19 protein-coding genes are annotated in these 22,518 nt (G+C 65.7%); 13 read left to right on the top strand and 6 right to left on the bottom strand.

From position 1 onward, the window contains the following. The first annotated feature begins 93 nt into the window (after positions 1-93). From rlmN to V6W80_RS17915, 10 genes are all read left to right on the top strand, one after another. The gene (gene rlmN / locus V6W80_RS17960) at positions 94-1,233 is read left to right on the top strand and encodes a 23S rRNA (adenine(2503)-C(2))-methyltransferase RlmN (RefSeq protein ID WP_017639749.1); all 1,140 of its coding nucleotides are present in this window, start codon (positions 94-96) and stop codon (positions 1,231-1,233) included. A gap of 10 nt (positions 1,234-1,243) precedes the next feature. After that, complete coding sequence (gene pilW / locus V6W80_RS17955; protein ID WP_017639748.1) at positions 1,244-2,014, top strand: type IV pilus biogenesis/stability protein PilW; 771 nt, start codon at positions 1,244-1,246, stop codon at positions 2,012-2,014. Beyond that, a complete protein-coding gene (locus tag V6W80_RS17950; protein WP_017639747.1) occupies positions 2,011-2,988 on the top strand; it encodes a RodZ domain-containing protein in 978 nt (325 codons plus the stop codon). The genes pilW and V6W80_RS17950 overlap by 4 nt, the downstream gene beginning before the upstream one ends. A gap of 27 nt (positions 2,989-3,015) precedes the next feature. Then, a complete protein-coding gene (ispG, locus tag V6W80_RS17945; protein ID WP_017639746.1) occupies positions 3,016-4,128 on the top strand; it encodes a flavodoxin-dependent (E)-4-hydroxy-3-methylbut-2-enyl-diphosphate synthase in 1,113 nt (370 codons plus the stop codon). Positions 4,129-4,152: 24 nt separating this feature from the next. Next, a complete protein-coding gene (gene hisS, locus V6W80_RS17940; RefSeq protein WP_338545002.1) occupies positions 4,153-5,460 on the top strand; it encodes a histidine--tRNA ligase in 1,308 nt (435 codons plus the stop codon). 11 nt (positions 5,461-5,471) lie between these two features. Next, a complete protein-coding gene (locus V6W80_RS17935) occupies positions 5,472-6,113 on the top strand; it encodes a tetratricopeptide repeat protein (RefSeq protein WP_064309412.1) in 642 nt (213 codons plus the stop codon). Next, positions 6,113-7,255: an outer membrane protein assembly factor BamB gene (gene bamB, locus V6W80_RS17930; protein WP_338545001.1), complete on the top strand. Its 1,143-nt coding sequence runs from the start codon at positions 6,113-6,115 to the stop codon at positions 7,253-7,255. Before V6W80_RS17935 ends, bamB begins: the two co-directional genes overlap by 1 nt. A gap of 78 nt (positions 7,256-7,333) precedes the next feature. Next, the gene (gene der / locus V6W80_RS17925; RefSeq protein WP_093256019.1) at positions 7,334-8,821 is read left to right on the top strand and encodes a ribosome biogenesis GTPase Der; all 1,488 of its coding nucleotides are present in this window, start codon (positions 7,334-7,336) and stop codon (positions 8,819-8,821) included. A 233-nt stretch (positions 8,822-9,054) separates the two neighbouring features. After that, positions 9,055-10,203: a pyridoxal phosphate-dependent aminotransferase gene (locus V6W80_RS17920; RefSeq protein WP_338545000.1), complete on the top strand. Its 1,149-nt coding sequence runs from the start codon at positions 9,055-9,057 to the stop codon at positions 10,201-10,203. After that, the gene (locus tag V6W80_RS17915; protein WP_338544999.1) at positions 10,191-10,982 is read left to right on the top strand and encodes an amidohydrolase; all 792 of its coding nucleotides are present in this window, start codon (positions 10,191-10,193) and stop codon (positions 10,980-10,982) included. The genes V6W80_RS17920 and V6W80_RS17915 overlap by 13 nt, the downstream gene beginning before the upstream one ends. Here V6W80_RS17915 and V6W80_RS17910 read toward each other — a convergent pair whose 3' ends face one another. Beyond that, on the bottom strand, positions 10,983-12,131 hold the full coding sequence (locus V6W80_RS17910) for an aminotransferase class V-fold PLP-dependent enzyme (RefSeq protein WP_338544998.1): 1,149 nt from the start codon (positions 12,129-12,131) through the stop codon (positions 10,983-10,985). A 131-nt stretch (positions 12,132-12,262) separates the two neighbouring features. Here V6W80_RS17910 and V6W80_RS17905 point away from each other — a divergent pair, with 131 nt between their 5' ends. Then, positions 12,263-12,724, top strand: coding sequence for an Lrp/AsnC ligand binding domain-containing protein (locus V6W80_RS17905; protein ID WP_184285880.1), 462 nt, complete (start codon positions 12,263-12,265; stop codon positions 12,722-12,724). Positions 12,725-12,927: 203 nt separating this feature from the next. Here V6W80_RS17905 and V6W80_RS17900 read toward each other — a convergent pair whose 3' ends face one another. The 3 genes from V6W80_RS17900 to leuA form a co-directional block, all read right to left on the bottom strand. Beyond that, positions 12,928-13,878, bottom strand: a complete 951-nt coding sequence (locus V6W80_RS17900; protein ID WP_064309405.1) for an aldo/keto reductase — start codon at positions 13,876-13,878, stop codon at positions 12,928-12,930. A gap of 53 nt (positions 13,879-13,931) precedes the next feature. Continuing rightward, complete coding sequence (locus V6W80_RS17895; protein WP_338544997.1) at positions 13,932-17,243, bottom strand: EAL domain-containing protein; 3,312 nt, start codon at positions 17,241-17,243, stop codon at positions 13,932-13,934. A gap of 140 nt (positions 17,244-17,383) precedes the next feature. Beyond that, the gene (leuA, locus tag V6W80_RS17890; protein ID WP_231354570.1) at positions 17,384-19,054 is read right to left on the bottom strand and encodes a 2-isopropylmalate synthase; all 1,671 of its coding nucleotides are present in this window, start codon (positions 19,052-19,054) and stop codon (positions 17,384-17,386) included. Between the two features lie 363 nt (positions 19,055-19,417). Here leuA and V6W80_RS17885 point away from each other — a divergent pair, with 363 nt between their 5' ends. Beyond that, the gene (locus V6W80_RS17885; protein ID WP_017642318.1) at positions 19,418-19,849 is read left to right on the top strand and encodes a DUF4174 domain-containing protein; all 432 of its coding nucleotides are present in this window, start codon (positions 19,418-19,420) and stop codon (positions 19,847-19,849) included. Between the two features lie 186 nt (positions 19,850-20,035). On the opposite strand, the gene V6W80_RS17880 is transcribed toward V6W80_RS17885, so the two are convergent. Continuing rightward, positions 20,036-20,704: a glutathione S-transferase family protein gene (locus V6W80_RS17880; protein WP_338544996.1), complete on the bottom strand. Its 669-nt coding sequence runs from the start codon at positions 20,702-20,704 to the stop codon at positions 20,036-20,038. Positions 20,705-20,732: 28 nt separating this feature from the next. Beyond that, positions 20,733-22,013 (bottom strand): mechanosensitive ion channel family protein, encoded by a 1,281-nt coding sequence (locus V6W80_RS17875; RefSeq protein ID WP_338544995.1) that lies wholly within the window; start codon positions 22,011-22,013, stop codon positions 20,733-20,735. Positions 22,014-22,125: 112 nt separating this feature from the next. On the opposite strand from V6W80_RS17875, the gene V6W80_RS17870 reads away from it, so the two are divergent. Next, on the top strand, positions 22,126-22,515 hold the full coding sequence (locus tag V6W80_RS17870) for a DUF6491 family protein (RefSeq protein WP_160923294.1): 390 nt from the start codon (positions 22,126-22,128) through the stop codon (positions 22,513-22,515). Positions 22,516-22,518 lie beyond the last annotated feature (3 nt).

Genomic DNA, 22,518 nt, shown 5'->3' with positions numbered 1-22,518 from the left:
GGATGAGCGCCGGCCAGGGAAGCGGCCAGCCCGCCTTCCTGGCATCGCCCGCGTCCTGCGCGGGCTTCAAACAGATTTCGTCGAGGTGATCCCATGACCACAGCCACCGATAAGGTCAATCTGCTGGGCCTGACCCAGCCGCAACTCGAGTCGTTCTTCGAGTCCATCGGGGAGAAGCGCTTTCGCGCCGGCCAGGTCATGAAGTGGATCCATCACTTCGGCATCGATGATTTCGACGCCATGAGCAACCTGGGCAAGGCGCTCAAGGAAAAGCTCAAGGCCGCCGCGGAGATCCGTGGCCCCGAGATCGTCAGCGAGGACATCTCCCGCGACGGCACCCGCAAGTGGGTGATCCGCGTCGCCTCCGGCAGCTGCGTCGAGACCGTCTACATTCCGCAGAACGGCCGTGGCACCCTGTGCGTGTCGTCCCAGGCCGGTTGCGCCTTGGACTGCAGCTTCTGCTCCACCGGCAAGCAGGGCTTCAACAGCAACCTCACCGCCGCCGAAGTGATCGGTCAGGTGTGGATCGCCAACAAGTCCTTTGGCAGCGTACCGGCCAAGATCGACCGCGCCATCACCAACGTGGTGATGATGGGCATGGGCGAACCGCTGCTGAACTTCGACAACGTCGTCGCCGCCATGCGCATCATGATGGACGACCTGGGCTACGGCATCTCCAAGCGCAAGGTCACTCTGTCCACCTCGGGCGTGGTGCCGATGATCGAAGAGCTGGCCAAGCACATCGACGTCTCCCTGGCGTTGTCGCTGCATGCACCCAACGACGAGTTGCGCAACGAGCTGGTCCCGATCAACCGCAAGTATCCCTTGGCCATGCTGCTCGATGCCTGCCAGAGATACATCCGGCAACTGGGCGAGAAGCGCGTCCTGACCATCGAGTACACCCTGCTCAAGGACGTCAACGACCTGCCCGAGCACGCCCTGCAGCTGATCGAGCTGCTGCGCAACGTGCCCTGCAAGATCAACCTGATCCCTTTCAATCCCTTCCCGCACTCCGGCTACGAGCGGCCGAGCAAGAACGCCACCCGCCGGTTCCAGGAGCTGCTGGTGCAGGCCGGTTTCAATGTCACGGTGCGGACCACCCGCGGTGACGACATCGATGCCGCCTGCGGCCAGCTGGTGGGGCAGGTCATGGACCGTACCCGTCGCAGCCAGCGTTACATCGCCGTTCGCCAGCTCGACGGTGCCGAAACCGTGACGCCGCTCCAGGGCTGAGGGCGCGATCATGGCGATCACGCGCTTTGCGGCTGTCGCGCTCGCCCTGGTGGTCGGTAGCCTGGCCGGCTGCGTGACCGAGGGTGACCGCAACCCCATGGATACCCGCCAGGGACGGATGCAGGCCCGTGATGCCTACATCCAGCTTGGCCTCGGCTATGTCCAGCAGGGCAACACCGAACAAGCCAAGGTGCCGTTGAAGAAGGCCTTGGAACTGGATTCCTCCAGCGCCGACGCCCATGCCGCCCTCGGGCTGGTGTTCCAGGCCCAGGGCGAGACCGAACTGGCCGATCAGGAGTATCGCCTGGCCCTGCGCGAGCGGCCCCGCGATGCCCGCATCCTCAACAACTATGGCAGCTTCCTCTATGAGCAGGGGCGCTACAAGGATGCCTACGAACGCTTCACCCAGGCCGCCGAAGACAGCCTCTACCCCGAGCGCGCGCGGGTGTTCGAGAATCTCGGCCTGACGGCCTTGCGACTCAATCAGGTCGACTTGGGCAAGGAAAATCTGGAAAAATCCCTGCGGCTGGATCGCAATCAGCCCAGGGCCCTGTTCGAATTGGCTCAATTGGCCTATCAGACGCGCGACTACGTGCCGTCTCGCAGCTATTACCAGGCCTTCAGCCAGCTCAGCCCCCAGGATGCCCGCAGCCTGTTGCTCGGGATCCGCCTCGCCGAGGTGTTCAACGATCGCAACACCGCCGCGAGCTATGCCCTGCAGCTGAAGCGCCTCTACCCGAACTCACCTGAATATCGTCAACTTCAGTCGGAGCAGAAATGACCGCAGTGCAATCCGAAGCGGTACACGCCGGACGGGGCAATCCCGGTGAGATCTTGCGTCAGAAGCGACTGGCGCTTGGCTGGAGCCAGGCCCAGGTCGCCCAGAATCTCAATCTCAGCGAGCGCATCATCGAGCAGCTCGAGTCCGGCAACTATCAGCAGATGCCGGGGCACACCTTCGCCCGTGGCTACACCAAGGCCTATGGCAAGCTGCTGGGCCTGGACCAGGTCGAACTGGTGCGTACCTTCGACAGCTACACCGGCACCGATGCCAAGGGCAGCACCGTGCACAGCCTGGGCCGCCTCGACGAGCCGGTGCGGTTGTCGCGCAATGTCCTCAGATTCGTCAGTTTCGTCCTGGTGGTGCTGATCATCGCCATGGGTCTGTTCTGGTGGCAGGAGCGCAGTCGTCAGACTTCCAGCAGCAGCGCCGTGAGCATGGAGCATGTCGAGGTCGAGGGTGCCGACGGCAAGACCGAGATCCATCCCATCGACGAGCCGGAAGAACAGCCCCCGGTCACTGCTCAGCAGCCCGCCGTCACCCTGCCGTCTCCGGTAGGCACGCCGACGCCGGATGCCAATGCCGTGGCCGCCATGACCACCCCGACCGCCGCGCCGACTCCGGCCCCGGCCAGCGGTTCGAGCACGTCTACCCCTCCGGCGCCGGCTGCAACGGCGCCTGCCGCCTCGGCCACCGCGCCTGCCGCAGCGCCTGTCGCCGGCAGCGACAGCCTCAACATCCGCTTCACCGCCAACTGCTGGACGCAGGTCAGCGACGGTACCGGCAAGATCCTTTTCAGCGGCGTGAAAAAGGGCGGCGAGAGCCTCGACTACGCCTCGATCAAGGCGCCGGTCAACATCCGTCTCGGCTTCGCTCGTGGTGCCCAGATCACCTACAACGGCCAGGTCGTCGACCTCGCGCCTTACACCAAGGGCGAGACCGCCCGCATCAAACTCGGTCAGGCCGGACAATGACGTCCGGCGACCCCATGGGAAACCAGCATGCATAGCGAATCGCCCATCAAACGTCGGTTGTCCCGCAAGATCTGGGTCGGCTCGGTGCCGGTCGGCGGCGATGCTCCCATCGCCGTGCAGAGCATGACCAACACCGAAACCTGCGACGTCGACGCCACCGTGGCCCAGGTTCAGCGCCTGCAGGACGCCGGTGCCGACATCGTGCGCATCTCCGTGCCCGACATGGACGCCGCCGAAGCCTTCGGCCGCATCAAGCAGCGGGTCAGCCTGCCGCTGGTGGCCGACATTCACTTCGATTACAAGATCGCCCTGCGCGTGGCCGAGCTGGGCGTGGACTGCCTGCGCATCAACCCTGGCAACATCGGTCGCGAAGACCGGGTCAAGGCGGTGGTCGACGCGGCCCGCGAGCGCGGCATCCCGATCCGCATCGGCGTCAACGCCGGTTCGCTGGAAAAGGACCTGCAGAAGAAGTATGGCGAGCCCACCCCGGAGGCCCTGGTGGAGTCGGCCATGCGCCACGTCGACCATCTGGAGAAGCTGGACTACCCGGACTTCAAGGTCAGCGTGAAGGCCAGTGACGTCTTCATGGCCGTGGCGGCCTACCGTCAGCTGGCCACCCGCATCGAGCAGCCGCTGCACCTGGGCATCACCGAAGCCGGCGGCCTGCGCTCGGGCACGGTGAAGTCCGCCGTGGGCCTGGGCATGCTGCTGGCCGAAGGCATCGGCGACACCATCCGCATCTCGCTCGCGGCCGATCCGGTCGAGGAGATCAAGGTCGGTTTCGACATCCTCAAGTCCCTGCGCCTGCGTTCGCGTGGCATCAACTTCATCGCCTGCCCGAGTTGCTCGCGGCAGAACTTCGATGTGGTCAAGACCATGAACGAACTGGAAGGGCGCCTGGAGGACCTGCTGGTGCCCCTGGACGTCGCGGTGATCGGTTGCGTGGTCAACGGTCCCGGCGAAGCCAAGGAAGCCCACGTCGGCCTGACCGGGGGTACGCCCAACAATCTGGTGTACATCGATGGCAAGCCGGCCTCCAAGCTGAACAACGACAATCTGGTGGACGAGCTGGAAGGGCTCATCCGCCGCAAGGCGGCCGAAAAGGCCGAAGCGGATGCCGCGCTCATCGCGCGCAGCTGAAAGATCAAGGAATAAGGCCCTTTCGTGAGCAAGTCCCTGCAAGCCATCCGTGGCATGAACGATATCCTGCCGGAGCAGACTCCGGCCTGGCGCTACCTGGAACGTACCTTCGCGACGCTGCTCGACGGCTATGGCTACCACGAGATCCGTCTGCCCATCATGGAGTTCACCGAACTCTTCGCCCGCGGCATCGGCGAGGGCACCGACGTGGTGGACAAGGAGATGTACACCTTCCTCGACCGCAACGAGGAGTCCCTGACCCTGAGGCCGGAAGGCACCGCGGGTTGCGTGCGGGCCGTGCTCGAACATGGCATGACCGGCGGTGGCCAGGTGCAGAAGCTCTGGTACGCCGGGCCTATGTTCCGTTACGAGAAGCCGCAGAAGGGTCGCTATCGCCAGTTCCACCAGATCGGCGTCGAGGTGTTCAACCTGCCCGGTCCGGACATCGATGCCGAACTGATCGTGCTCACTGCACGTCTCTGGCAGCGCCTGGGCCTGACCGACGCCGTGACCCTGCAGCTCAACAGCCTGGGTTCCAGCGCCGATCGCGGCCGCTATCGCGAGGCCCTGGTAGCCTATCTGCAGGAACGCTTCGAGCAACTCGACGAAGACAGCCAGCGTCGGCTGACCACCAATCCGCTGCGCATCCTCGACAGCAAGAACGCCCAGACCCAGGCGCTGCTGCAGGACGCCCCGACCCTGGCCGACTATCTGGACGACGAATCCCGCGCCCACTTCGACGGCCTCAAGGCCCGTCTGGACGCCGCCGGCATTCGCTACCAGATCAATCCCAAGCTGGTGCGTGGCCTGGACTACTACGGTCGTACCGTCTTCGAGTGGGTCACCGATAAGCTGGGTGCCCAGGGCACCGTCTGCGCCGGTGGCCGCTACGACGGCCTGATCACCCAGTTCGGCGGCAAGCCCACCCCGGGCGTCGGCTTCGCCATGGGCGTCGAGCGCCTGGTGCTGCTGCTGGAAACCCTGGCGTGCCTGCCGGGCGATCTGCAGCGTCCCGCCGATCTCTATCTCTGCGCCTTTGGCGAGGCGGCCGAACTGGCCGGCCTCAAGCTGGCCGAGCAGTTGCGCGATGCCCGTCCCGACCTGCGTCTGCTGGTCAATGCCGGTGCCGGCAGCTTCAAGAGCCAGTTCAAGAAGGCCGACAAGAGCGGCGCGCTCTGGGCCATGATCCTGGGTGAAGACGAACTGGCCGCGCAACAGGTGGCGCTCAAGCCGCTGCGTGGCGATGCGCCCCAGGAAAAGGTCGATTTCGCGGCCCTGGCCGCCCGTCTGGACGAGATTTTGCCCCCGGCCGGTTTCGGTCGCGGGAATTGAGGAGAACGGATTTGAGTTCCATCGACGACGACAATCTGGTGGTCGCCAAGGCCTGGTGGCAGCGTAACGGCAAGCCGCTGGTGGCTGGTGGCGTCATCGCCCTGGTGGCGGTACTGGGCTGGCAGGGCTGGCAGCGCTATCAGAACAACCAGGCGCAGGGCGCCTCGGTGCTCTATCAGCAACTGGTGGAAGCCGCCCTGGCGCCCGGTGGCAAGGTCGACACCGCCCGGGTGACGGACACCTACGGCAAGCTCAAGCAGGATTATTCCGGTACCGCCTACGCCCAGTACGGGAGCCTCTTCGTCGCCAAGGTGGCGGTAGAGAACAATCGCCTGGACGACGCCGCCGCCGAACTCAAGGCCGTGGTGGACAAGCCCCATGACGCCGAACTCGGCGAGTTGGCGCGTCAGCGCCTGGCCCGGGTGCTGGCGGCCCAGGGCAAGGCCGAAGAGGGTCTCAAGCTGCTGGATGGCGAGGCGCCCAAGGCCTATGTCGCCAATCGCGAAGAATTGCGTGGCGACCTGCTGGTGGCGCTGAAGAAGCCGGCCGAGGCCCGCGCCGCCTATGAAAAAGCCCGCGCCGCGCTGCCCAATGACGCAGCCGAAGGCGTGCTGCAGATGAAACTCGATGATCTCGCCAAAGGAGACGCCTGATGTTGCGCTGGAAGTCTATCGCGGTACTGGGTCTCGCCCTTGCGGTCGTCGGGTGCAGCAGCACCGGCAAGAAGGAATTGCCGCCGGCCGAGCTGAAGGACATCAAGGCTGAAGTTCGCCTGGATGAAGTCTGGAGTCGCTCGGTGGGCGACGGCCAGGGCAAGGAATACAACCGCCTGGTACCGGCCGTCGACGGCCAGACGATCTTTGCCGCTGATGCCGACGGCCGGGTCATGGCGATGAATCGCGAGACCGGCCAGGTGCTGTGGAAGAAGGACCTGGACCTGCCGGTGTCCGGCGGCGTCGGCGTGGGCTCCAGCCTGGTGCTGGTCGGCACCCTGCGTGGCCAGGTGATCGCCCTCGACAGTGCCAGTGGCGACGAGAAGTGGCGCGCCCAGGCGTCCAGCGAAGTGCTGTCCGCCCCGGTGGTCAACAACGACGTGGTGGTGGTGCAGTCCCAGGACGACAAGCTGCAGGCCTTCGAGCTGGGCAGTGGTACCCGTCGCTGGATCTACGAAGACACCCAGCCGGTGCTGAGTCTGAGAGGCACCGGTGCGCCCCTGGTCACCAACCAGGTGGTCATGGCCGGTTTCGCCAGCGGCAAGGTGGTCGCCCTGGACGTGCAGCGCGGCCTGCCGCTGTGGGAACAGCAGATCGCCGTGCCCAAGGGTCGTTCCGAACTGGAGCGGATCGTCGACGTGGACGGCGGCCTGTCGCTGTCCGGCGACACCCTCTATGTGGTCAGCTACAACGGCCGCGTGGTCGCGCTCAATCCGGCCAACGGCCAGATCCTCTGGCAGCGTGACGCCTCCAGCTACGACGGCGTGGCCGAAGGTTTCGGCAACGTCTACCTGAGCCTGGACAACGGCACCGTGGAAGCCGTCGAGGAATCCTCCACCTCTGCGCTCTGGACCAATGCCGATCTGGCCCGTCGCCAGCTCACCGGTCCGGTGGTGTGGTCGAGCAACGTGGTGGTGGGCGACTACGCCGGCTACATCCATCTGCTGAGCCAGGTCGACGGTCGTTTCGTCGGTCGGACCAAGGTCGACGGTGACGGCGTCCGGGTACGACCACTGGTCGTCGGCGACATGCTCTACGTTTACGGCAATGGCGGTAAACTCGTCGCCTATCGTCTGCGCTAGAACCCTTTATCCTCAACCGATGGCCGCTACCGTGAAGTTCGGTAGCGGCCATCGTGTTTTCTGCTCTGGGAGAGCCGCATGGTTCCCGTAATTGCCCTGGTGGGGCGGCCGAACGTCGGCAAATCCACGCTTTTCAACCGCCTGACCAAGACTCGGGACGCCATCGTCGCCGACTTCGCCGGCCTGACCCGCGATCGCAAGTACGGCGAAGCCAAGTGGCAGGGACGCACCTACATCGTGGTCGACACCGGCGGTATCTCCGGTGACGAGGAAGGCATCGACCTGAAGATGGCCGAGCAGTCGCTGCAGGCCATCGAAGAATCCGATGCGGTGCTGTTCCTGGTGGATTCCCGCGACGGCATGACCGTCGCCGATCAGATGATCGCCGAGCACCTGCGCAAGCGAAACAAGCGCACCTTCCTGGTGGCCAACAAGGTCGATACCGTCGACCCGGATATCGCCCGGGCGGAATTCAGCCCGCTGGCCATCGGCGACGCCTATCCCATCGCGGCGGCTCACGGGCGCGGCGTGAACAACCTGCTGGAAGACGCCCTGGGCGTCTTTCCGAAGGATGAGGTCGAGGTCGAGGAGCTCACCGAGGAGCAGGTGCGCGCGGCCGCGGAGGAGGGCGGTGACGTCTTCCGTCGCGTGCAGGGCATCGACGAGACCACCGGCATCAAGATCGCCGTGATCGGCCGGCCCAACGTCGGCAAGTCGACGCTGGTCAACCGCATGCTCGGCGAAGAGCGGGTGATCGTCTATGACCAGGCCGGCACCACGCGCGACAGCATCTATATCCCCTTCGAGCGCAACGAAGAACGCTACACCCTGATCGACACCGCCGGCGTGCGCCGCCGCGGCAAGGTCTTCGAGGCGGTCGAGAAGTTCTCGGTGGTCAAGACGCTGCAGGCGATCCAGGACGCCAACGTGGTGATCTTCGTCATGGACGCCCGCGAAGGCGTGGTCGAGCACGACCTCAACCTGCTCGGCTTCGTGCTGGAGACCGGGCGTGCCCTGGTGATCGCCCTCAACAAGTGGGACGGCATGGAGTCCGGCGAGCGCGACTACGTCAAGACCGAACTGGAACGCCGCCTGCTGTTCGTCGACTTCGCCGACATCCACTTCATCTCGGCGCTGCATGGCACCGGCGTGGGTCACCTGTACAAGTCGGTGCAGCAGTCCTTCGCCTCGGCCACCACCCGCTGGCCGACCAGTCGCCTGACCCAGATCCTCGAGGATGCGGTACAGGAGCACCAGCCGCCGATGGTCAGCGGCCGGCGCATCAAGCTGCGCTATGCCCACCTGGGCGGCGCCAACCCGCCGCTGATCGTCATCCACGGCAACCAGACGGAAGCGGTGCCCAAGTCCTATACCCGCTACCTGGAAAAGACCTATCGCCGGGTGCTCAAGCTGGTGGGTACGCCGATCCGCATCGAATACCGCGGTGGCGAGAACCCCTTCGAGGGCAAGAAGAACACCCTCACCGAGCGCCAGGTCAACAAGAAGCGCCGGCTGATGAGCCACCACAAGAAGGCCGAGAAGAAGCGCAAGGACAAGCGCCGGTAGGCTCTCTATCAACCAGGCGGTCCGGCATCTGCTCGCGGCCATAATCGCGGCCATGGGCCGCTCCTACCGAGTGCGAGCTTCTGTAGGAGCGGCCCATGGCCGCGATCAGCTTTGGGTCGAGCCTCTAGCTGGACGCGTGGACCGAACCGCTCCCTTTTCCAAACCCCTCCCTTGCCCTGGCGCGGAAAAAATCGCAGGCTGCTGGTCTTCTCAGCCAGACCCGTGCCCGCGCGATGATCCAGAGCAAGCTTCCCGACCTCGCCGTCACCATCTTTACCCGCATGTCCCAGCTCGCCGCCCAGACCGGTGCGCTGAATCTGTCCCAGGGCTTTCCCGACTTCGACGGCCCCGCCGAGTTGCTCGCGGCGGTCGGTCGCCATGTCGCGGCGGGCCACAACCAGTACGCGCCCATGACCGGATTGCCGGCGCTGCGCCAGCAGGTGGCGGCCAAGGTCGCCCATTTCTATGGCCGCGAGGTGGATGCCGAGGCCGAGGTCACCATCGTGCCGGGGGCCACCCAGGGCCTGTTCTGCGCCCTGCAGACCCTGGTGCGGCCAGGCGACGAGGTGATCGTCTTCGACCCCTGCTACGACAGCTACGAACCCTCGGTGCAACTGGCCGGCGGGCGCTGCGTGCACGTGCCTCTGGCGCTGCCGAGCTTCGGTATCGACTGGACGGCGCTGGAAGCGGCCCTGAGTCCGCGTACCCGCGCCATCGTGCTCAATACCCCGCACAACCCCAGTGGCGCTCTGGTCAGCGCCGCCGAGTTGGATCGCCTGGCCGCACTGATCCGCGGGCGCGATCTCTATCTGGTCAGCGACGAGGTCTATGAGCACCTGGTCTACGACGGCGAGCGCCATGCCAGCGTCATCGCCCACGACGAACTCTATGCCCGCGCCTTCGTGGTCAGTTCCTTCGGCAAGACCTATCACGTCACCGGCTGGAAGACCGGCTACGTGGTGGCGCCACCGGCGTTGACCGCCGAATTGCGCAAGGTGCACCAGTACGTGAGCTTCTGCGGGGTGACGCCGATCCAGGCCGCCCTGGCCGACTTCATGGCCGCCCATCCCGAGCACCTCAGCGAGCTGCCGGCCTTCTACCAGGCCAAGCGCGATCTCTTCTGCGACCTCCTGGGCAACTCGCGCTTCACCTTCCAGCGCGCCGCCGGCACCTATTTCCAGGTGGTGGACTATTCCGCCATCCGCCCGGAGCTGGACGACGTGGCCATGGCCGAATGGCTGACCCGCGAGCACGGCGTCGCCGCCATTCCGCTCTCGGTGTTCTACCAGACACCGCCCGCTGACCTGCGCCTGGTGCGCTTCTGCTTCGCCAAGCGCGAAGACACCCTGCGGCAGGCGGCGGAGCGGCTATGCGCGATCTGACTCCTACCGCAGACCTGCGCCTGGCGCTGGTGCAGAGCGAACTGGCCTGGCATGACCCGGCCGCCAATCGCGCCCATTTCGAGCGTCTGCTGACAGCCGTGGGCGAGACCGACCTGGTCATCCTGCCGGAGATGTTCACCACCGGCTTTTCCATGGAATCGGTGGCCCTCGCCGAACCCGCTGATGGGCCGACCGCCGTCTGGCTACGAGAACAGGCCCGACGTATCGGCGCCGTGGTGACGGGCAGCCTGATCGTGCAGGACGAAGCTGGACAGCATCGCAACCGGCTGCTGTGGGCGACGCCCGAAGGCGAGTTGCTGCACTACGACAAGCGTCATCTGTTTCGCATGGCCGGCGAGCACGAGCATTACGCGCCTGGCGAGCAGCGCCTGGTGGTGACGCTCAAGGGTTGGCGAATCCGCCCGCTGATCTGCTATGACCTGAGATTCCCGGTCTGGAGTCGCGCCCAGGACGATACCGATCTGCTGCTCTATGTCGCCAACTGGCCGGCGCCGCGCCGCGGCCACTGGAATCGCCTGCTGCCGGCGCGGGCCATCGAGAATCTCTGCTATGTCGCGGCGGTGAATCGTGTTGGCAGCGACGGCAACGGTCATCCCTACGCCGGTGACAGCCAGGTGCTGGACTTCCAGGGTGAGCCCCTGGTCGAGGCCGGCGCGGCGGCCGGCGTCTTCCACACGACCCTGTCGGCCGCGGAGCTGGTCAGCTATCGCGAGCGCTTCCCGGCGCAGCGCGATGCCGACGCCTTCCGCCTGGACTGATCAGGCCCAGAAGGGCGCGGGCTGGGCGGCATGCTGGTGGATCAGGGTGACGGCCCGGTCCACGTCCGCCGCGGTGGTGTAGCGGCCCAGGCTGAATCTGTAGCTGCGTGCGGCCTGTTCAGGGGTGAGGCCCAGACCCAGCAGTACATGGGAGGGCGCCGCCTTGGCCGAACTGCAGGCCGAGGTCGTCGAGAAGGCTAACTGACGCTGCAGCGCCACGGTGTCCAGTGGCGTGGCGAAGGTCAGGTTCAGGGTATGGGGAATGCGCTGCCGGGCGCAGCCATTGAGCTGCATGCCGTTCAACGTCTGCACCCCTGCCAGGAACCGCTCGCGCAATTGACCAAGACGCTCGTTTTCCCGCGTCATGGCCTGGCCGGCGAGGGCGAAGGCAGTGCCCATGCCGACGATCTGGTGAGTGGCCAGGGTGCCGGAGCGCAGCCCGCGCTCATGGCCGCCGCCGTGGATCTGCGCCTGCAGGGCGCCCTCCGCCCGCGGGCCGACGTAGAGGGCGCCGATGCCCTTGGGACCGTAGGTCTTGTGCGCGGAAAAGGACATCAGATCGACCTCCAGGCCGGTCAGGTCGATGGCGACCTTGCCGGTGGCCTGGGCGGCGTCCACATGGAAGAGGGCGCCACGGGCGCGGACCAGCCGGCCGATGGCGTCGATGTCGGTCAGGGTGCCCAGCTCGTTGTTCACCAGCATCAGCGAGACCAGGCAGGTGTCCTCCTGCCAGGCTTCGGCGACGGCATCGGGGGTGATGAGACCTGCCGCGTTCGGCGCCAGGTAGGTGACGGCGAAGCCTTCGGCTTCCAGCTGGGCCGCGGTATCGAGCACCGCCCGGTGTTCCAGACAACTGGTGATCAGGTGGCCGCGCCCGCGACGACGGGCCACGCCGAGCAGGGCGAGGTTGTTGGATTCGGTGGCGCCGGAGGTCCAGACCAGCTGCGCGGGCTGGGCGCCGACCAGGGCGGCTACCTGCTGGCGAGCGCTATCCACAGCCTGCTGGGCGTCGTTGCCGAAGGCATGGCCGCGCGAGGCGGGATTGCCGAAGACGCCCTGGCGCCCCAGGCAACCCAGCATGGCCTCGATGACGACATCGTCGACAGGGGTGGTGGCGGCGTAATCGAAATACAGGGGATAAGCGTCCATGGCGGCCTCGAGCGATCAGATGAGAATAGGCTAGCGTCTTCATCTCGAAAGGAATTTGCTTTTCGATCGCTAACTGTGGGGTCTATGCGAATAGAATTCCTCTGTAAAGCCTTTTTGGGGAAAAGCATTTCATGGATCGCTTCGATCGCGCCATTCTCGACATCCTCCAGCAGGACAGCACCCGACCGGTAGCCGATATCGCCGAGCGCATCGGCCTGGGCACCACCGCCTGTTGGCGGCGCATCCAGAAGCTGGAGGAGCAGGGGGTCATTCGCGCCCGGGTGGCGCTGCTCGATCCCCGCCAGCTCAACGTGGGGGTTACCGTCTTCGTCTCGGTGCGCACCAACCAGCACGCCATGGACTGGCTGCAGCGCTTCCACGCGGCGGTGGCGGCCATTCCGGAGGTGGTGGAGCTCTATCGCATGGCCGGCGACACGGATTACTTGATGCGCATCGTGGTACCGGACATCGCCGCCTATGATGGTGTGTACAAACGGCTGATCCAGGTACCGGGGTTGCTCGATGTCAGCTCCAGCTTCGCCATGGAGCAGATCAAGTACAGCACGGCCTTGCCGCTGGATTATGTGCGTTGAGGGGGCGGTCTATCGCGGCCATGGGCCGCTCCTACGGCTAAACCGGAGCGTGTAGGAGCGGCCCATGGCCGCGATTAAATCCTATGATCGCTACCCAACACTGGCGGCGCCTCGAGGCAAGGCCTGTTGGGCTTCGCTACGCTCAGCCCAACCTACGGCGGCCCGTCATGACCGCGATGAAGTGGGTTGGGTGGCGCCAAGTCTCAGCGATAGGCGCTGACCTGATTCAGCAGGGTGATGTCGTCGGCCGGTAGCTGCAGCCGGGTGGCGGCCACCAGGTCGTCGAGCTGGGCCTGGGAGGTGGCGCTGGCGATGGGGGCGGTGATGCTGGGGCGGGCGATCAGCCAGGCGAGGGCGACCTGGGCCGGGGTGGCGTCGTGCTTTTCGGCGATCTCGTCGAGGCCGGCCAGGATGGCCATGCCGCGTTCGTCCAGGTAGCCCTTGACCATGTCCGCGCGTGAACCCTGGAGATCGTCCTTGGTGCGGTACTTGCCGGTCAGGAAGCCGCTGGCCAGGGAGAAGTAGCTGATCACGCCCAGGCCGAGTTCCTCGACCACCGGTTCCAGGTCGGTCTCGTAATCCTGACGGGCATGCAGGTTGTAGTGAGGCTGCAGGCTCTGGTACGCCGGCACGCCCAGGCGTTCGGCGACCTGGGCCGCTTCGCGCAGGCGCTGGCCACCGTAGTTGGAGGCGCCGATCACCCGCACCTTGCCCTGTTCCACCAGCCGGGCGAAGGCGCCCAGGGTTTCCTCCAGCGGCGTGTCCTCGTCATCGCAATGCGCCTGATAGAGATCGATGCGATCGGTCTGCAGACGCTTGAGCGAGGCTTCCACCGCCTGCTGCACATAGCTGGCCTTGAGACCTTTGCGGCCCTCACCCATATCCATGCCCAGCTTGGTGGCCAGGATCACCTGATCACGCTTGCCACTGCGGGCGAACCACTTGCCCAGCAAGGTCTCGGATTCGCCCCCGCTGTTGCCCGGTGCCCAGCGCGAATAGACGTCGGCGGTGTCGATGAAATTCAGACCCGCTTCGAGCAGGGCGTCCAGCATGCGAAAGGACTGGGCCTCGTCCAGCGTCCAGCCGAAGACATTGCCACCAAAGCAGAGCGGCGGCACCTGGAGGTCTGAATGGCCAAGGGTACGTGTTTGCATGGGATCCTCATCGGGTTGGGGAAGTCATGCAGGTTACGACCGATGGCCTGGGCTCAAGGTTCGAGGCGCGACGGCCCCGGCCACTCGCGCAGAGGAAGGGGTTTGCCGAGGGCATAGCCCTGGGCGTAGTCCACGCCGATGGTGCCGAGCAACTCGAAGGTAGCCTGGGATTCGACGAATTCGGCGATGGTCTCGGCGCCCAAGTGGTGGGCGACCTGGTTGATGGACTCGACGATGGCGCGATCCAGCGGATCCTGATCGAGGGTGCGGATGAAGCTGCCGTCGATCTTCACGTAGTCGACGCGGAAATGCTTGAGGTAGGCGAAGGAGCTGAGGCCGGCGCCGAAGTCGTCCAGGGCGATGCGGCAGCCGCGTCCGCGGACCTGGCTGATGAGTTCGGAGGCCACCGAGAGCTTGTTGATCACCGCAGTCTCGGTCAGCTCGAAGAGCAGGCGCTGCGGATCCAGCGGCGAGGCGGCAATCAGCTCCAGCAATTCGGGCAGGAAGTCGGGATCGCTCAGGCTGTTGCCCGAGAGATTGATGCCCACGTGCAACTCGGGTCGCTCCTGCAGCCAGGGCACCAGTTCGACCAGCACCTGACGTACCACCCAGCGGTCGATGCTGCTCATCAGGCCGAAGCGTTCGGCGGCCGGGATGAAGGTGGCCGGCGAGATCAGTTGGCCCTGGACATCGCGCAGGCGCAGCAGCAACTCGACATGCTGTGCCGTGCTGCCGCGGCTACGGGTGGGGACGATGGTCTGGGCGTGCAATTCGAAGCGGTGCTGCTCCAGGGCCTCGCGCAGGCCGCTGGCCATGAGGATCTCGCGGTGTTGGCGCTCCACGTCTTCGCTGCCGGCGCGATAGAGCGCCGCACGATTGCGCCCGGCATGCTTGGCGGTGTAGCAGGCCACATCGGCCTGGCTCATCAATTCGGCCGGACTGCGGGTCTCGGCGGTGATGGCGACGATGCCGGCGCTGGCACCGACGTCGTAGATCCGGCTTTGCCAGTTGAAGCGCACGGCGCCAATGCTGGCGATGAGCTTTTCGGCGACGGCCTCGGCCTGCACCAGATCGCAATCACGCAGCAGCAAGGCGAATTCGTCACCCCCGATACGCGCCACGGCGTCGGAGCCGCGCAGGGAATCGCGCAGCAGGGTGCCCAGCTCGCGCAGCAGCAGATCGCCCGCGGCATGGCCGGCGGAATCGTTGACCACCTTGAAGCGATCCAGGTCGATGAAGCACAGCGCATGCTGGGTGGTGCCGGCCTGGGCCTGTTGCCAGGCGGCTTCCAGCTCCTGCTCGAACTTCAGGCGGTTGAAGAGGCCGGTCAGGGCGTCGTGGGAGGCGTTGTAGCTCAGTTCGCGCTGCAGGTTGCGGGCATGGGTGACGTTCTGGAACACCAGTACCGCGCCGATGATGTGGCCATCCACCGTGCGTACCGGTGCTGCGGAATCCTGTACCTCGTGTCGCTCACCGTGCCGGCTGAGCAGCACGGCGCCTTCGTCCAGCGAGGTGATGGTCTGGTCGCGCAGGCAACGGGCCACCGGGCTGGGCAGCACCTCATCGCTCTGGCTGTCGTGGATGAGGAACACCTCCTCGTGGGGGCGCCCCTGGGCATCCGCCAGCGACCAGCCGGTGAGCTGCTCGGCGACCGGATTGAGAAAGAGGATGCGACCGTCCACGTCGGTGGTCAGGACGGCGTCGGCGATGGAGGCCAGGGTGACTTGCAGCCGTTCCTTTTCCTCGTAGAGGGCCGTGGTCAGCTGATGGTGCTCGGTGACGTCGCTGTTGCTGCCGACCAGGCGGACGTGGCCATCGGCCTCGACCACCGAGATCAACTCGGAGCGGATGTGCCGCACCTCGCCCCCAGGGCCGCCGCGATTGATGCGGAAGTTGAAGGTGTAGGACATCGAGGCGCTGACGACCTTCTCGAACACCTCCAGCGAGAGTGCCTTGTCATCCGGATGGATGAAGGTGAGCCAGAAGTCCATGTCCCGGCTGAGATTGTCTGGGGCGATGCCATACAGGTCACGCAGGCGGGCATCGGCATTGAAGCCCGGACTGCGGGTATCCCACTCCCAGATGCCCACGTTGCTGGCGCGAATGGCCAGTTGCAGGCGCTCCCGGAGCCGGGCGTTGGTCGCCTCGGCACGGCGCTGGGCATCGATGTCGCGCGCCTGCAACAGGTAGCCGCTGAGCAGGTCGCCGTCGTCGTGGTCGGGCGACAGCGCCAGTTGCATCCACAAGCCCTGGCCATCACGGTGCAGCAGGCGCCGGGTCTGTTCACCTTCCTGGACCGTCAGCTGTTCTTCGGGATCGGCGATCAACTCCTTGAGCAGCCGGCCGTCGAGACTGTGGCGCGGATAGCCGAGCATGGCTTCCAGGGCCGCGTTCACCTGGCTCAGACGCCCATCCACCGACAGCAGCGCCATGCCATAGGGCGCGGTGCTCAGGGCATGACGGAAGCGTGCCTCGTTGCGCGCCAGGCGCTGGTTGTGATGACGGCTCTGCTCCACGGCGGCGGCCAGCAGCAGCGGTGGAATCTGCATCAGCGCCACCGGGATGTAGGTCAGGGCCTCCTGCATCAGTGAGACGGCAGGGGCGCCAAGCAGGTAGCCGTGAGCCACCAAGTAGGTGAAGATCAGGATGTTCAGGCCGCCCACCACCGCGGTACCCAGGGCGGTGAGCCTCAGGGTCATCAGCAGCAGCAGGGTGGAGACATAGACGAAGGGATAGGGCACATAGGCCAGCAGTCCGAGCACCAGCACAGGGCTGATCAGCAGCAGGGCGAGGAATTCGCGGGCACCCTGGCGGCTGAATTGCTGCCACTGCAAGGGGCGGCGAAGAAAGGCGAGGGGCATCACCACCAGCAGGCCAAGGGCGTCGCCCAGGTACCAGTGCATGGCCACCCTCAGCAGCTCGGGATTGCCCTGCTGCGCGGCGATCAGGGTCCCCAGGGCGGTACCCGCCAGCGGGGACATCAGCACCCCGTAGAACAGCAGTCGCCCCATGGCCGCGATGTTGCGTTCGGGGTGGAGGATGCGGCCATGCAGCAGCCAGGCGCCGAACAGGATCTCCGCCAGGTTGGGTAGGGAATAGAGCGCTCCAATGGCTGGGTCACCACTGAAGGGCAATTCGGCCAGGGCGCCAGCCACCCAGATCGCCAGCAGCTGCAGCGGCCAGCGACGCCGGGCCGAGTGCAGCAGCCAGGCGATCGCCAGCCCATTGGGCAGCCAGAGGGTGGCCACGGTGCTGGAGGCCTGGCGGGTGAAGAGAATGCACAGGACCGAACTGATCAGGAACAGTAGGGACAGCGCGGCGATGTCACGCCGCAGGCTGGTGTTTCGCGACAGAATGGAAGTCATTGCCTATCCAGACAAGCTGCTCGGCCGGCAGGTGCCAGGCAGACGAGACGATCCCTAGGAAGCGGGGAGTATCTCCGCTGGTTCGCCATAAAAAAAGGGAACGCCGACGGGCATTCCCTTAAGTTTGACGAATGTCAGTTTCAGGCAGCCTTGGCCTGGGCCTGGGTGACCGCGCGATTCAGGGCGCTGAGCAGGGCACGGAAGCTGGCGGTGGTGATGTTCTCGTCAATGCCGATGCCATGCAGCGGGCGCTGGCCCTCCAGGCGAACCTCGATGTAGGAGGCGGCCTTGGCGTTGGCGCCGGCGCCGATGGAGTGCTCGTGGTAGTCCATGATCTCCACCGCCTGGGGCAGGCAGGCGACCAGGGCTTCCAGCGGCCCCTTGGCGGTACCGTGCCAGTGCTCGGTACGACCTTCGACGGCGACCTTGATGTCGACGGTGGAGGTGCCGTCTTCCTCGCGCAGCTTATGGCTGACCAGCGCATAGGGGCTCTTGGCCTGCAGGTATTCCTGTTCGAGCAGGCCGTGGATCTGCGCCGCGGTCATCTCCAGGCCCAGGCGATCGGTCTCGCGCTGCACCACCTGGCTGAATTCGATCTGCATGCGGCGCGGCAGGCTGATGCCGTATTCCTGTTCCAGCAGGAAGGCGATGCCACCCTTGCCCGACTGGCTGTTGACGCGGATGACCGCCTCGTAGTCGCGCCCGATGTCGGCCGGGTCGATGGGCAGGTAGGGCACTTCCCAGAGCGCATCCGGCTTCTGCTGGGCGAAACCCTTGCGGATGGCGTCCTGGTGAGAGCCAGAGAAGGCGGTATGGACCAGGTCGCCGACATAGGGATGACGCGGGTGCACCGGCAGCTGGTTGCACTCCTCGACGGTCTTGCGCACGGCGTCGATGTCGGAGAAGTCCAGCTCGGGATCGACGCCCTGGGTGTAGAGGTTGAGCGCCAGGGTCACCAGGCAGACGTTGCCGGTGCGCTCGCCGTTGCCGAACAGGCAGCCTTCGACGCGATCGGCGCCGGCCATCACCGCCAGTTCCGAGGCGGCGACGCCGGTGCCGCGGTCGTTATGGGTGTGGACGCTGATCAGCACGCTGTCGCGGCGATCGATGTGGCGGCCGAACCACTCGATCTGGTCGGCGTAGTTGTTGGGCGTGGCGCACTCGATGGTGGCCGGCAGGTTGAGAATCAGCTTGTTGGCCGGGGTCGGCGCGAACACCGCGATCACCGCGTTGCACACCTCGACGGCGAAGTCGGTCTCGGTGGAGCTGAACACCTCGGGGGAATACTCGAAGCCCCACTGGGTCTCCGGGCGCTCGGCGGCCAGGCGCACGATGGTCTGGCCGGCGGCCACGGCGATGGCCTTGACGCCCGCCTGGTCCTGGTTGAAGACGATGCGGCGGAAGCTCGGTGCGCAGGCGTTGTAGTAGTGGACGATGGCGCGCTTGGCGCCCTTGAGCGACTCGAAGGTGCGCTCGATGAGGTCGTCGCGGGCCTGGGTCAGCACCTGGATGGTGACGTCATCGGGGATGTGCCCGCCCTCGATCAGCTCGCGGACGAAATCGAAGTCGGTCTGGGAGGCGGAGGGGAAGCCCACCTCGATCTCCTTCAGGCCCACGGCGACCAGGCACTTGAAGAAGGCCATCTTCTTCTCGGCATCCATCGGCTCGATCAGCGACTGGTTACCGTCGCGCAGGTCGGTGGACAGCCAGATCGGCGCCTTGTCGATGACCTTGTCCGGCCAGGTGCGGTCGGGCAGGGCGACGGGCGTGAAGGGACGGTACTTCTGCGAGGGATCTTTAAGCATGGTCATGGCGATTCTTTCCTTGGGCGTGGTCGGGACTTACGAAGCGAGCGCGGTCGAGCTTCGCAGTCGTGGACTGACCAGTCGCAGGCAGCGGTGCTGCCGGAGGAGGATGAGGGTATGGGCGTTGTGCATGGCGCTAACGGTAGTCCGCTCAGGGTAGGGCTCGCAATCTTCTTTTTAAAATTGGCAGGAATGGTCGTCTAGACTTTACAGCCGACGATTTATTGCTATGTAGGGCTCCCTATTGGTGATTTATGAACAGTGGGCCTGGCGGTTTTTGTGTAACCCGAAATCGCCAGGGCGATCCCTGACGCCGGACCGAGGTCAATGCTGGACGACTCTTGGCAACCGAACGGAAGGAAGGCGTCCATGAAGACCCTCGCACTGGTAGGCCTGGCGACCACCCTGATCGCCGGTCTGGCCTCGACGGCCCAGGCGGCCGACAACCCCCTGGAGGCGGAACGCTGGAAGACCCGACCGCTGATCCTGGTCGCGCCGACGGCGAACGATCCCCAGGTGGTGAAGCTGCGCGAGGAGCTGGCGCAACCGGCCAATCGCGAAGCCTTCGTCGAACGGGACATGGTGCTCTATACCGTGGTGGCCGGCGCCGCCAGCCGCAACGACCAGCCATTGCGTCCGGAGCAGACCCGGGCGCTGCTCAAGGCGCTGGACGCCCGCGCCGTGCAGCCGGCGACGCTTTATCTGGTAGGTAAGGATGGTGGGATCAAGGTGCGCGAAGAGCAGGGGTGGTCGCTCAAGGCCTTGTTCGGCACGGTCGACCGGATGCCGATGCGGCAGTGAGGGAGGGGGACCCTCACCCCAACCCTCGCCCAGGGGGAGAGGTGGCCTGTCGAGGCAGCCGGATGCAGCGTAGGTTGGGTTGAGCGTCAGCGAAGCCCAACACCCATGGCACCCTGCGCCTGTTGGGCTTCGGCGATGGAGCTGCCTCAGCCCAACCTACGGGGTGCCGGTATCGGCGTTCGAGTCTCAGGCGTAGACGTAGGGGCCGCCCTGTTCCAGCGCGCGCTGATAGGCCGGGCGGGCATGGATGCGCTTGAGGAAGTCCACCAGCCTGGGGCGCTTGCCGTTGTCGAGGCCGGCGCGGGCGGCGGCGGCTTCCAGGGGGAAGCTGAGCTGGATGTCGGCCGCGGTGAAGCTGTCGCCGACGAACCAGCCGCTGGCGCCCAGCTGGCTTTCCAGGTAGTCCAGGTGCAGGTCCAGTTGCGGCTGGATGAAGCTGGCCGTGGCCTTGGCGGCGATGCCCTTGGCGATGGGTCTCGCGAAGAAGGGCATGGGCGAGGTGGCGATACGGTCGAACACCAGCTTGAGCAGCAGCGGCGTCATGGCCGAGCCCTCGGCATAGTGCAGCCAGTAGGTGTAGCGCACGAACTCGGGACTGTCCTGGGCCGGCAGCAGTTGCGGCCCGTAGCGCCGTGCCAGGTAGTCGACGATGGCACCGGATTCGGCTAGGGTCAGGTCGCCGTCGACGATCACCGGCGACTTGCCCAGCGGGTGCACCTTGCGCAATTCCGGCGGCGCGAACAGCCCGCCGGCGGCCCGTTCGTAGCGCTGTACCCGATACTCGATGCCGAGTTCTTCGAGCAGCCAGAGCACCCGCTGGGAGCGGGAGTTGTTCAGGTGGTGGACGACGATCATGGTCTTTCCTTAGGCCTGGGGCGGGCGATCAGGGCGCCGGGGTGCCCGGTTCGCCCAGGGAGGTCATGGCCTCGCGTGGTTCCAGGCGTCCGCGAAAGTCGCGTCCGCTCGGGTGCTGGAATACATGGAGGCCGAATTCCGGGAGGATGGAGAGTAGGTGATCGAAGATGTCCCCCTGGATACCCTCATATTGCGCCCACACCGTGGTGTTGGTGAAGCAGTAGATCTCCACCGGCAGACCCTCGCTGGAGAGCGGCATCTGGCGCACCAGCAGGGTCATGCCTTGGTGGACCCCGGGATGGGCGCGCAGATAGCGTTCGACATAGGCGCGAAAGGTGCCCAGGTTGGTGACCCGGCGGGTGTTGACCGGTTCCTGGCCGCGCTTTTCCAGCTTGCGATTCCAGTCCGCCAGTTCCTGTTCCTTGGCGGTGAGGTAGTCGTCCAGCAGGTTGAAGCGGTGCAGGTGCTCGCGCTCGGCGTCGCTGAGGAAGTGCACGCTGTTCTGGTCGATGTTGAGCGCCCGCTTGATGCGCCGGCCACCGGCCTCCTGCATGCCGCGGTAGTTGCGGAAGGAATCGGTGATGAATCTCTTGGTGGGGATGGTGGTGATGGTCTTGTCGAAGTTCTGCACCTTGACCGTGTGCAGGGCGATGTCGATGACGTCGCCATCGGCGTTGAGCTGGGGCATCTCGATCCAGTCGCCGACGCGGATGATGTCGTTGCTGGAGATCTGCACGCTGGCCACCAGGGAGAGCAGGGTGTCCTGGAAGATCAACAGCAGCACCGCGGCCATGGCGCCGAGGCCGGAGAGCAGGATCAGCGGCGAGCGGTCGATCAGGGTGGCGATCATCAGGATGACCGCGATGGCGTAGATGACGATCTTGCTGACCTGGACGTAGCCCTTGATCGGCTTGAGCCGCGCCGAAGGGCGCCGCGAATAGAGCACGTTGACCATGTTCAGGGCGCTGCCCAGGGCCAGGGCGATGGTCAGCACGATGAAGGCGCTGCAGACGTTCTGCACCACGGTGACCAGGGCATCGGGGCGACCCGGCACCAGCTCGATGCCGATCGAGAGCACCAGGGCCGGGACGATGTTGGCCAGCCGGCCGATGACTCTGTGGTGATTGAGTTCGTGATCCTGGCCGAAGGAGGTGCTACGCAGCAGGCGATAGAAGCCGCGCACCAGGATGCGCTTGACGATCCAGTTGAGGACCCAGGCGGCCAGCAGGAGGCCGAGGCAGGCGACCAGGGTGAGCAGCTGGGGGTGTTTTTCGAGGTCGTCGATCAGTCGGGTCAGGGCCGTGGGCATAGGGGGTCTCTTGACGGGATACTACGGACGCCACGTTAGCAAAGCTGCGCCCTGCTTGCCGTATTCGTCATCTGCGGTCGGTCCTAGGTTCAGCCCTTTCAGGAAGATATCCATGCGTCCCTTAGCTGCTGTTCTTACCGTCGCCGCGACATTGCTGCTCGCCGGGTGCGTCGGGCGCCCCTTCGCTCCACCGCCCCTGGATGATCGCCTGGCCGATCTGGGCTATCGGCAGGGCGCTGCCGTGGACACCATCCTGGGCTTCGATCTCTCCGGCTGGCACTACCTGGACACCCGCCACTTGGCGCTGGGGACCGGGCTTGGCCGCGCCTATCTGGTGGACTTCGCCGTGCCCTGCCGCAACCTGGCTGCCGGCAATCGGCTGGGCTATCGCTCGCGGGCCGCCGGCCTGCGTCCGGGCGACTTCCTGGTCTCCACCGATGCCCGGGGCAACCGCCTGGAGTGCCCCATCGGCGGGCTGTATCGCCTCGACTCCCGGCGTTGAGCG

This window comes from Pseudomonas benzopyrenica, from assembly GCF_036884265.1.
Taxonomy (GTDB): domain Bacteria; phylum Pseudomonadota; class Gammaproteobacteria; order Pseudomonadales; family Pseudomonadaceae; genus Chryseomonas; species Chryseomonas benzopyrenica.
Note: the sequence above shows the minus strand (reverse complement) of the source record. Positions and strands in the feature narration are given on the sequence as shown.

Coding starts and splice junctions, on each gene's coding strand:
- rlmN (WP_017639749.1), top strand. CDS start 94: ATGACCACAGCCACCGATAAGGTCAATCTGCTGGGCCTGACCCAGCCG.
- pilW (WP_017639748.1), top strand. CDS start 1,244: ATGGCGATCACGCGCTTTGCGGCTGTCGCGCTCGCCCTGGTGGTCGGT.
- V6W80_RS17950 (WP_017639747.1), top strand. CDS start 2,011: ATGACCGCAGTGCAATCCGAAGCGGTACACGCCGGACGGGGCAATCCC.
- ispG (WP_017639746.1), top strand. CDS start 3,016: ATGCATAGCGAATCGCCCATCAAACGTCGGTTGTCCCGCAAGATCTGG.
- bamB (WP_338545001.1), top strand. CDS start 6,113: ATGTTGCGCTGGAAGTCTATCGCGGTACTGGGTCTCGCCCTTGCGGTC.
- der (WP_093256019.1), top strand. CDS start 7,334: ATGGTTCCCGTAATTGCCCTGGTGGGGCGGCCGAACGTCGGCAAATCC.
- V6W80_RS17920 (WP_338545000.1), top strand. CDS start 9,055: ATGATCCAGAGCAAGCTTCCCGACCTCGCCGTCACCATCTTTACCCGC.
- V6W80_RS17915 (WP_338544999.1), top strand. CDS start 10,191: ATGCGCGATCTGACTCCTACCGCAGACCTGCGCCTGGCGCTGGTGCAG.
- V6W80_RS17910 (WP_338544998.1), bottom strand. CDS start 12,131: ATGGACGCTTATCCCCTGTATTTCGATTACGCCGCCACCACCCCTGTC.
- V6W80_RS17905 (WP_184285880.1), top strand. CDS start 12,263: ATGGATCGCTTCGATCGCGCCATTCTCGACATCCTCCAGCAGGACAGC.
- V6W80_RS17900 (WP_064309405.1), bottom strand. CDS start 13,878: ATGCAAACACGTACCCTTGGCCATTCAGACCTCCAGGTGCCGCCGCTC.
- V6W80_RS17895 (WP_338544997.1), bottom strand. CDS start 17,243: ATGACTTCCATTCTGTCGCGAAACACCAGCCTGCGGCGTGACATCGCC.
- leuA (WP_231354570.1), bottom strand. CDS start 19,054: ATGACCATGCTTAAAGATCCCTCGCAGAAGTACCGTCCCTTCACGCCC.
- V6W80_RS17885 (WP_017642318.1), top strand. CDS start 19,418: ATGAAGACCCTCGCACTGGTAGGCCTGGCGACCACCCTGATCGCCGGT.
- V6W80_RS17880 (WP_338544996.1), bottom strand. CDS start 20,704: ATGATCGTCGTCCACCACCTGAACAACTCCCGCTCCCAGCGGGTGCTC.
- V6W80_RS17875 (WP_338544995.1), bottom strand. CDS start 22,013: ATGCCCACGGCCCTGACCCGACTGATCGACGACCTCGAAAAACACCCC.
- V6W80_RS17870 (WP_160923294.1), top strand. CDS start 22,126: ATGCGTCCCTTAGCTGCTGTTCTTACCGTCGCCGCGACATTGCTGCTC.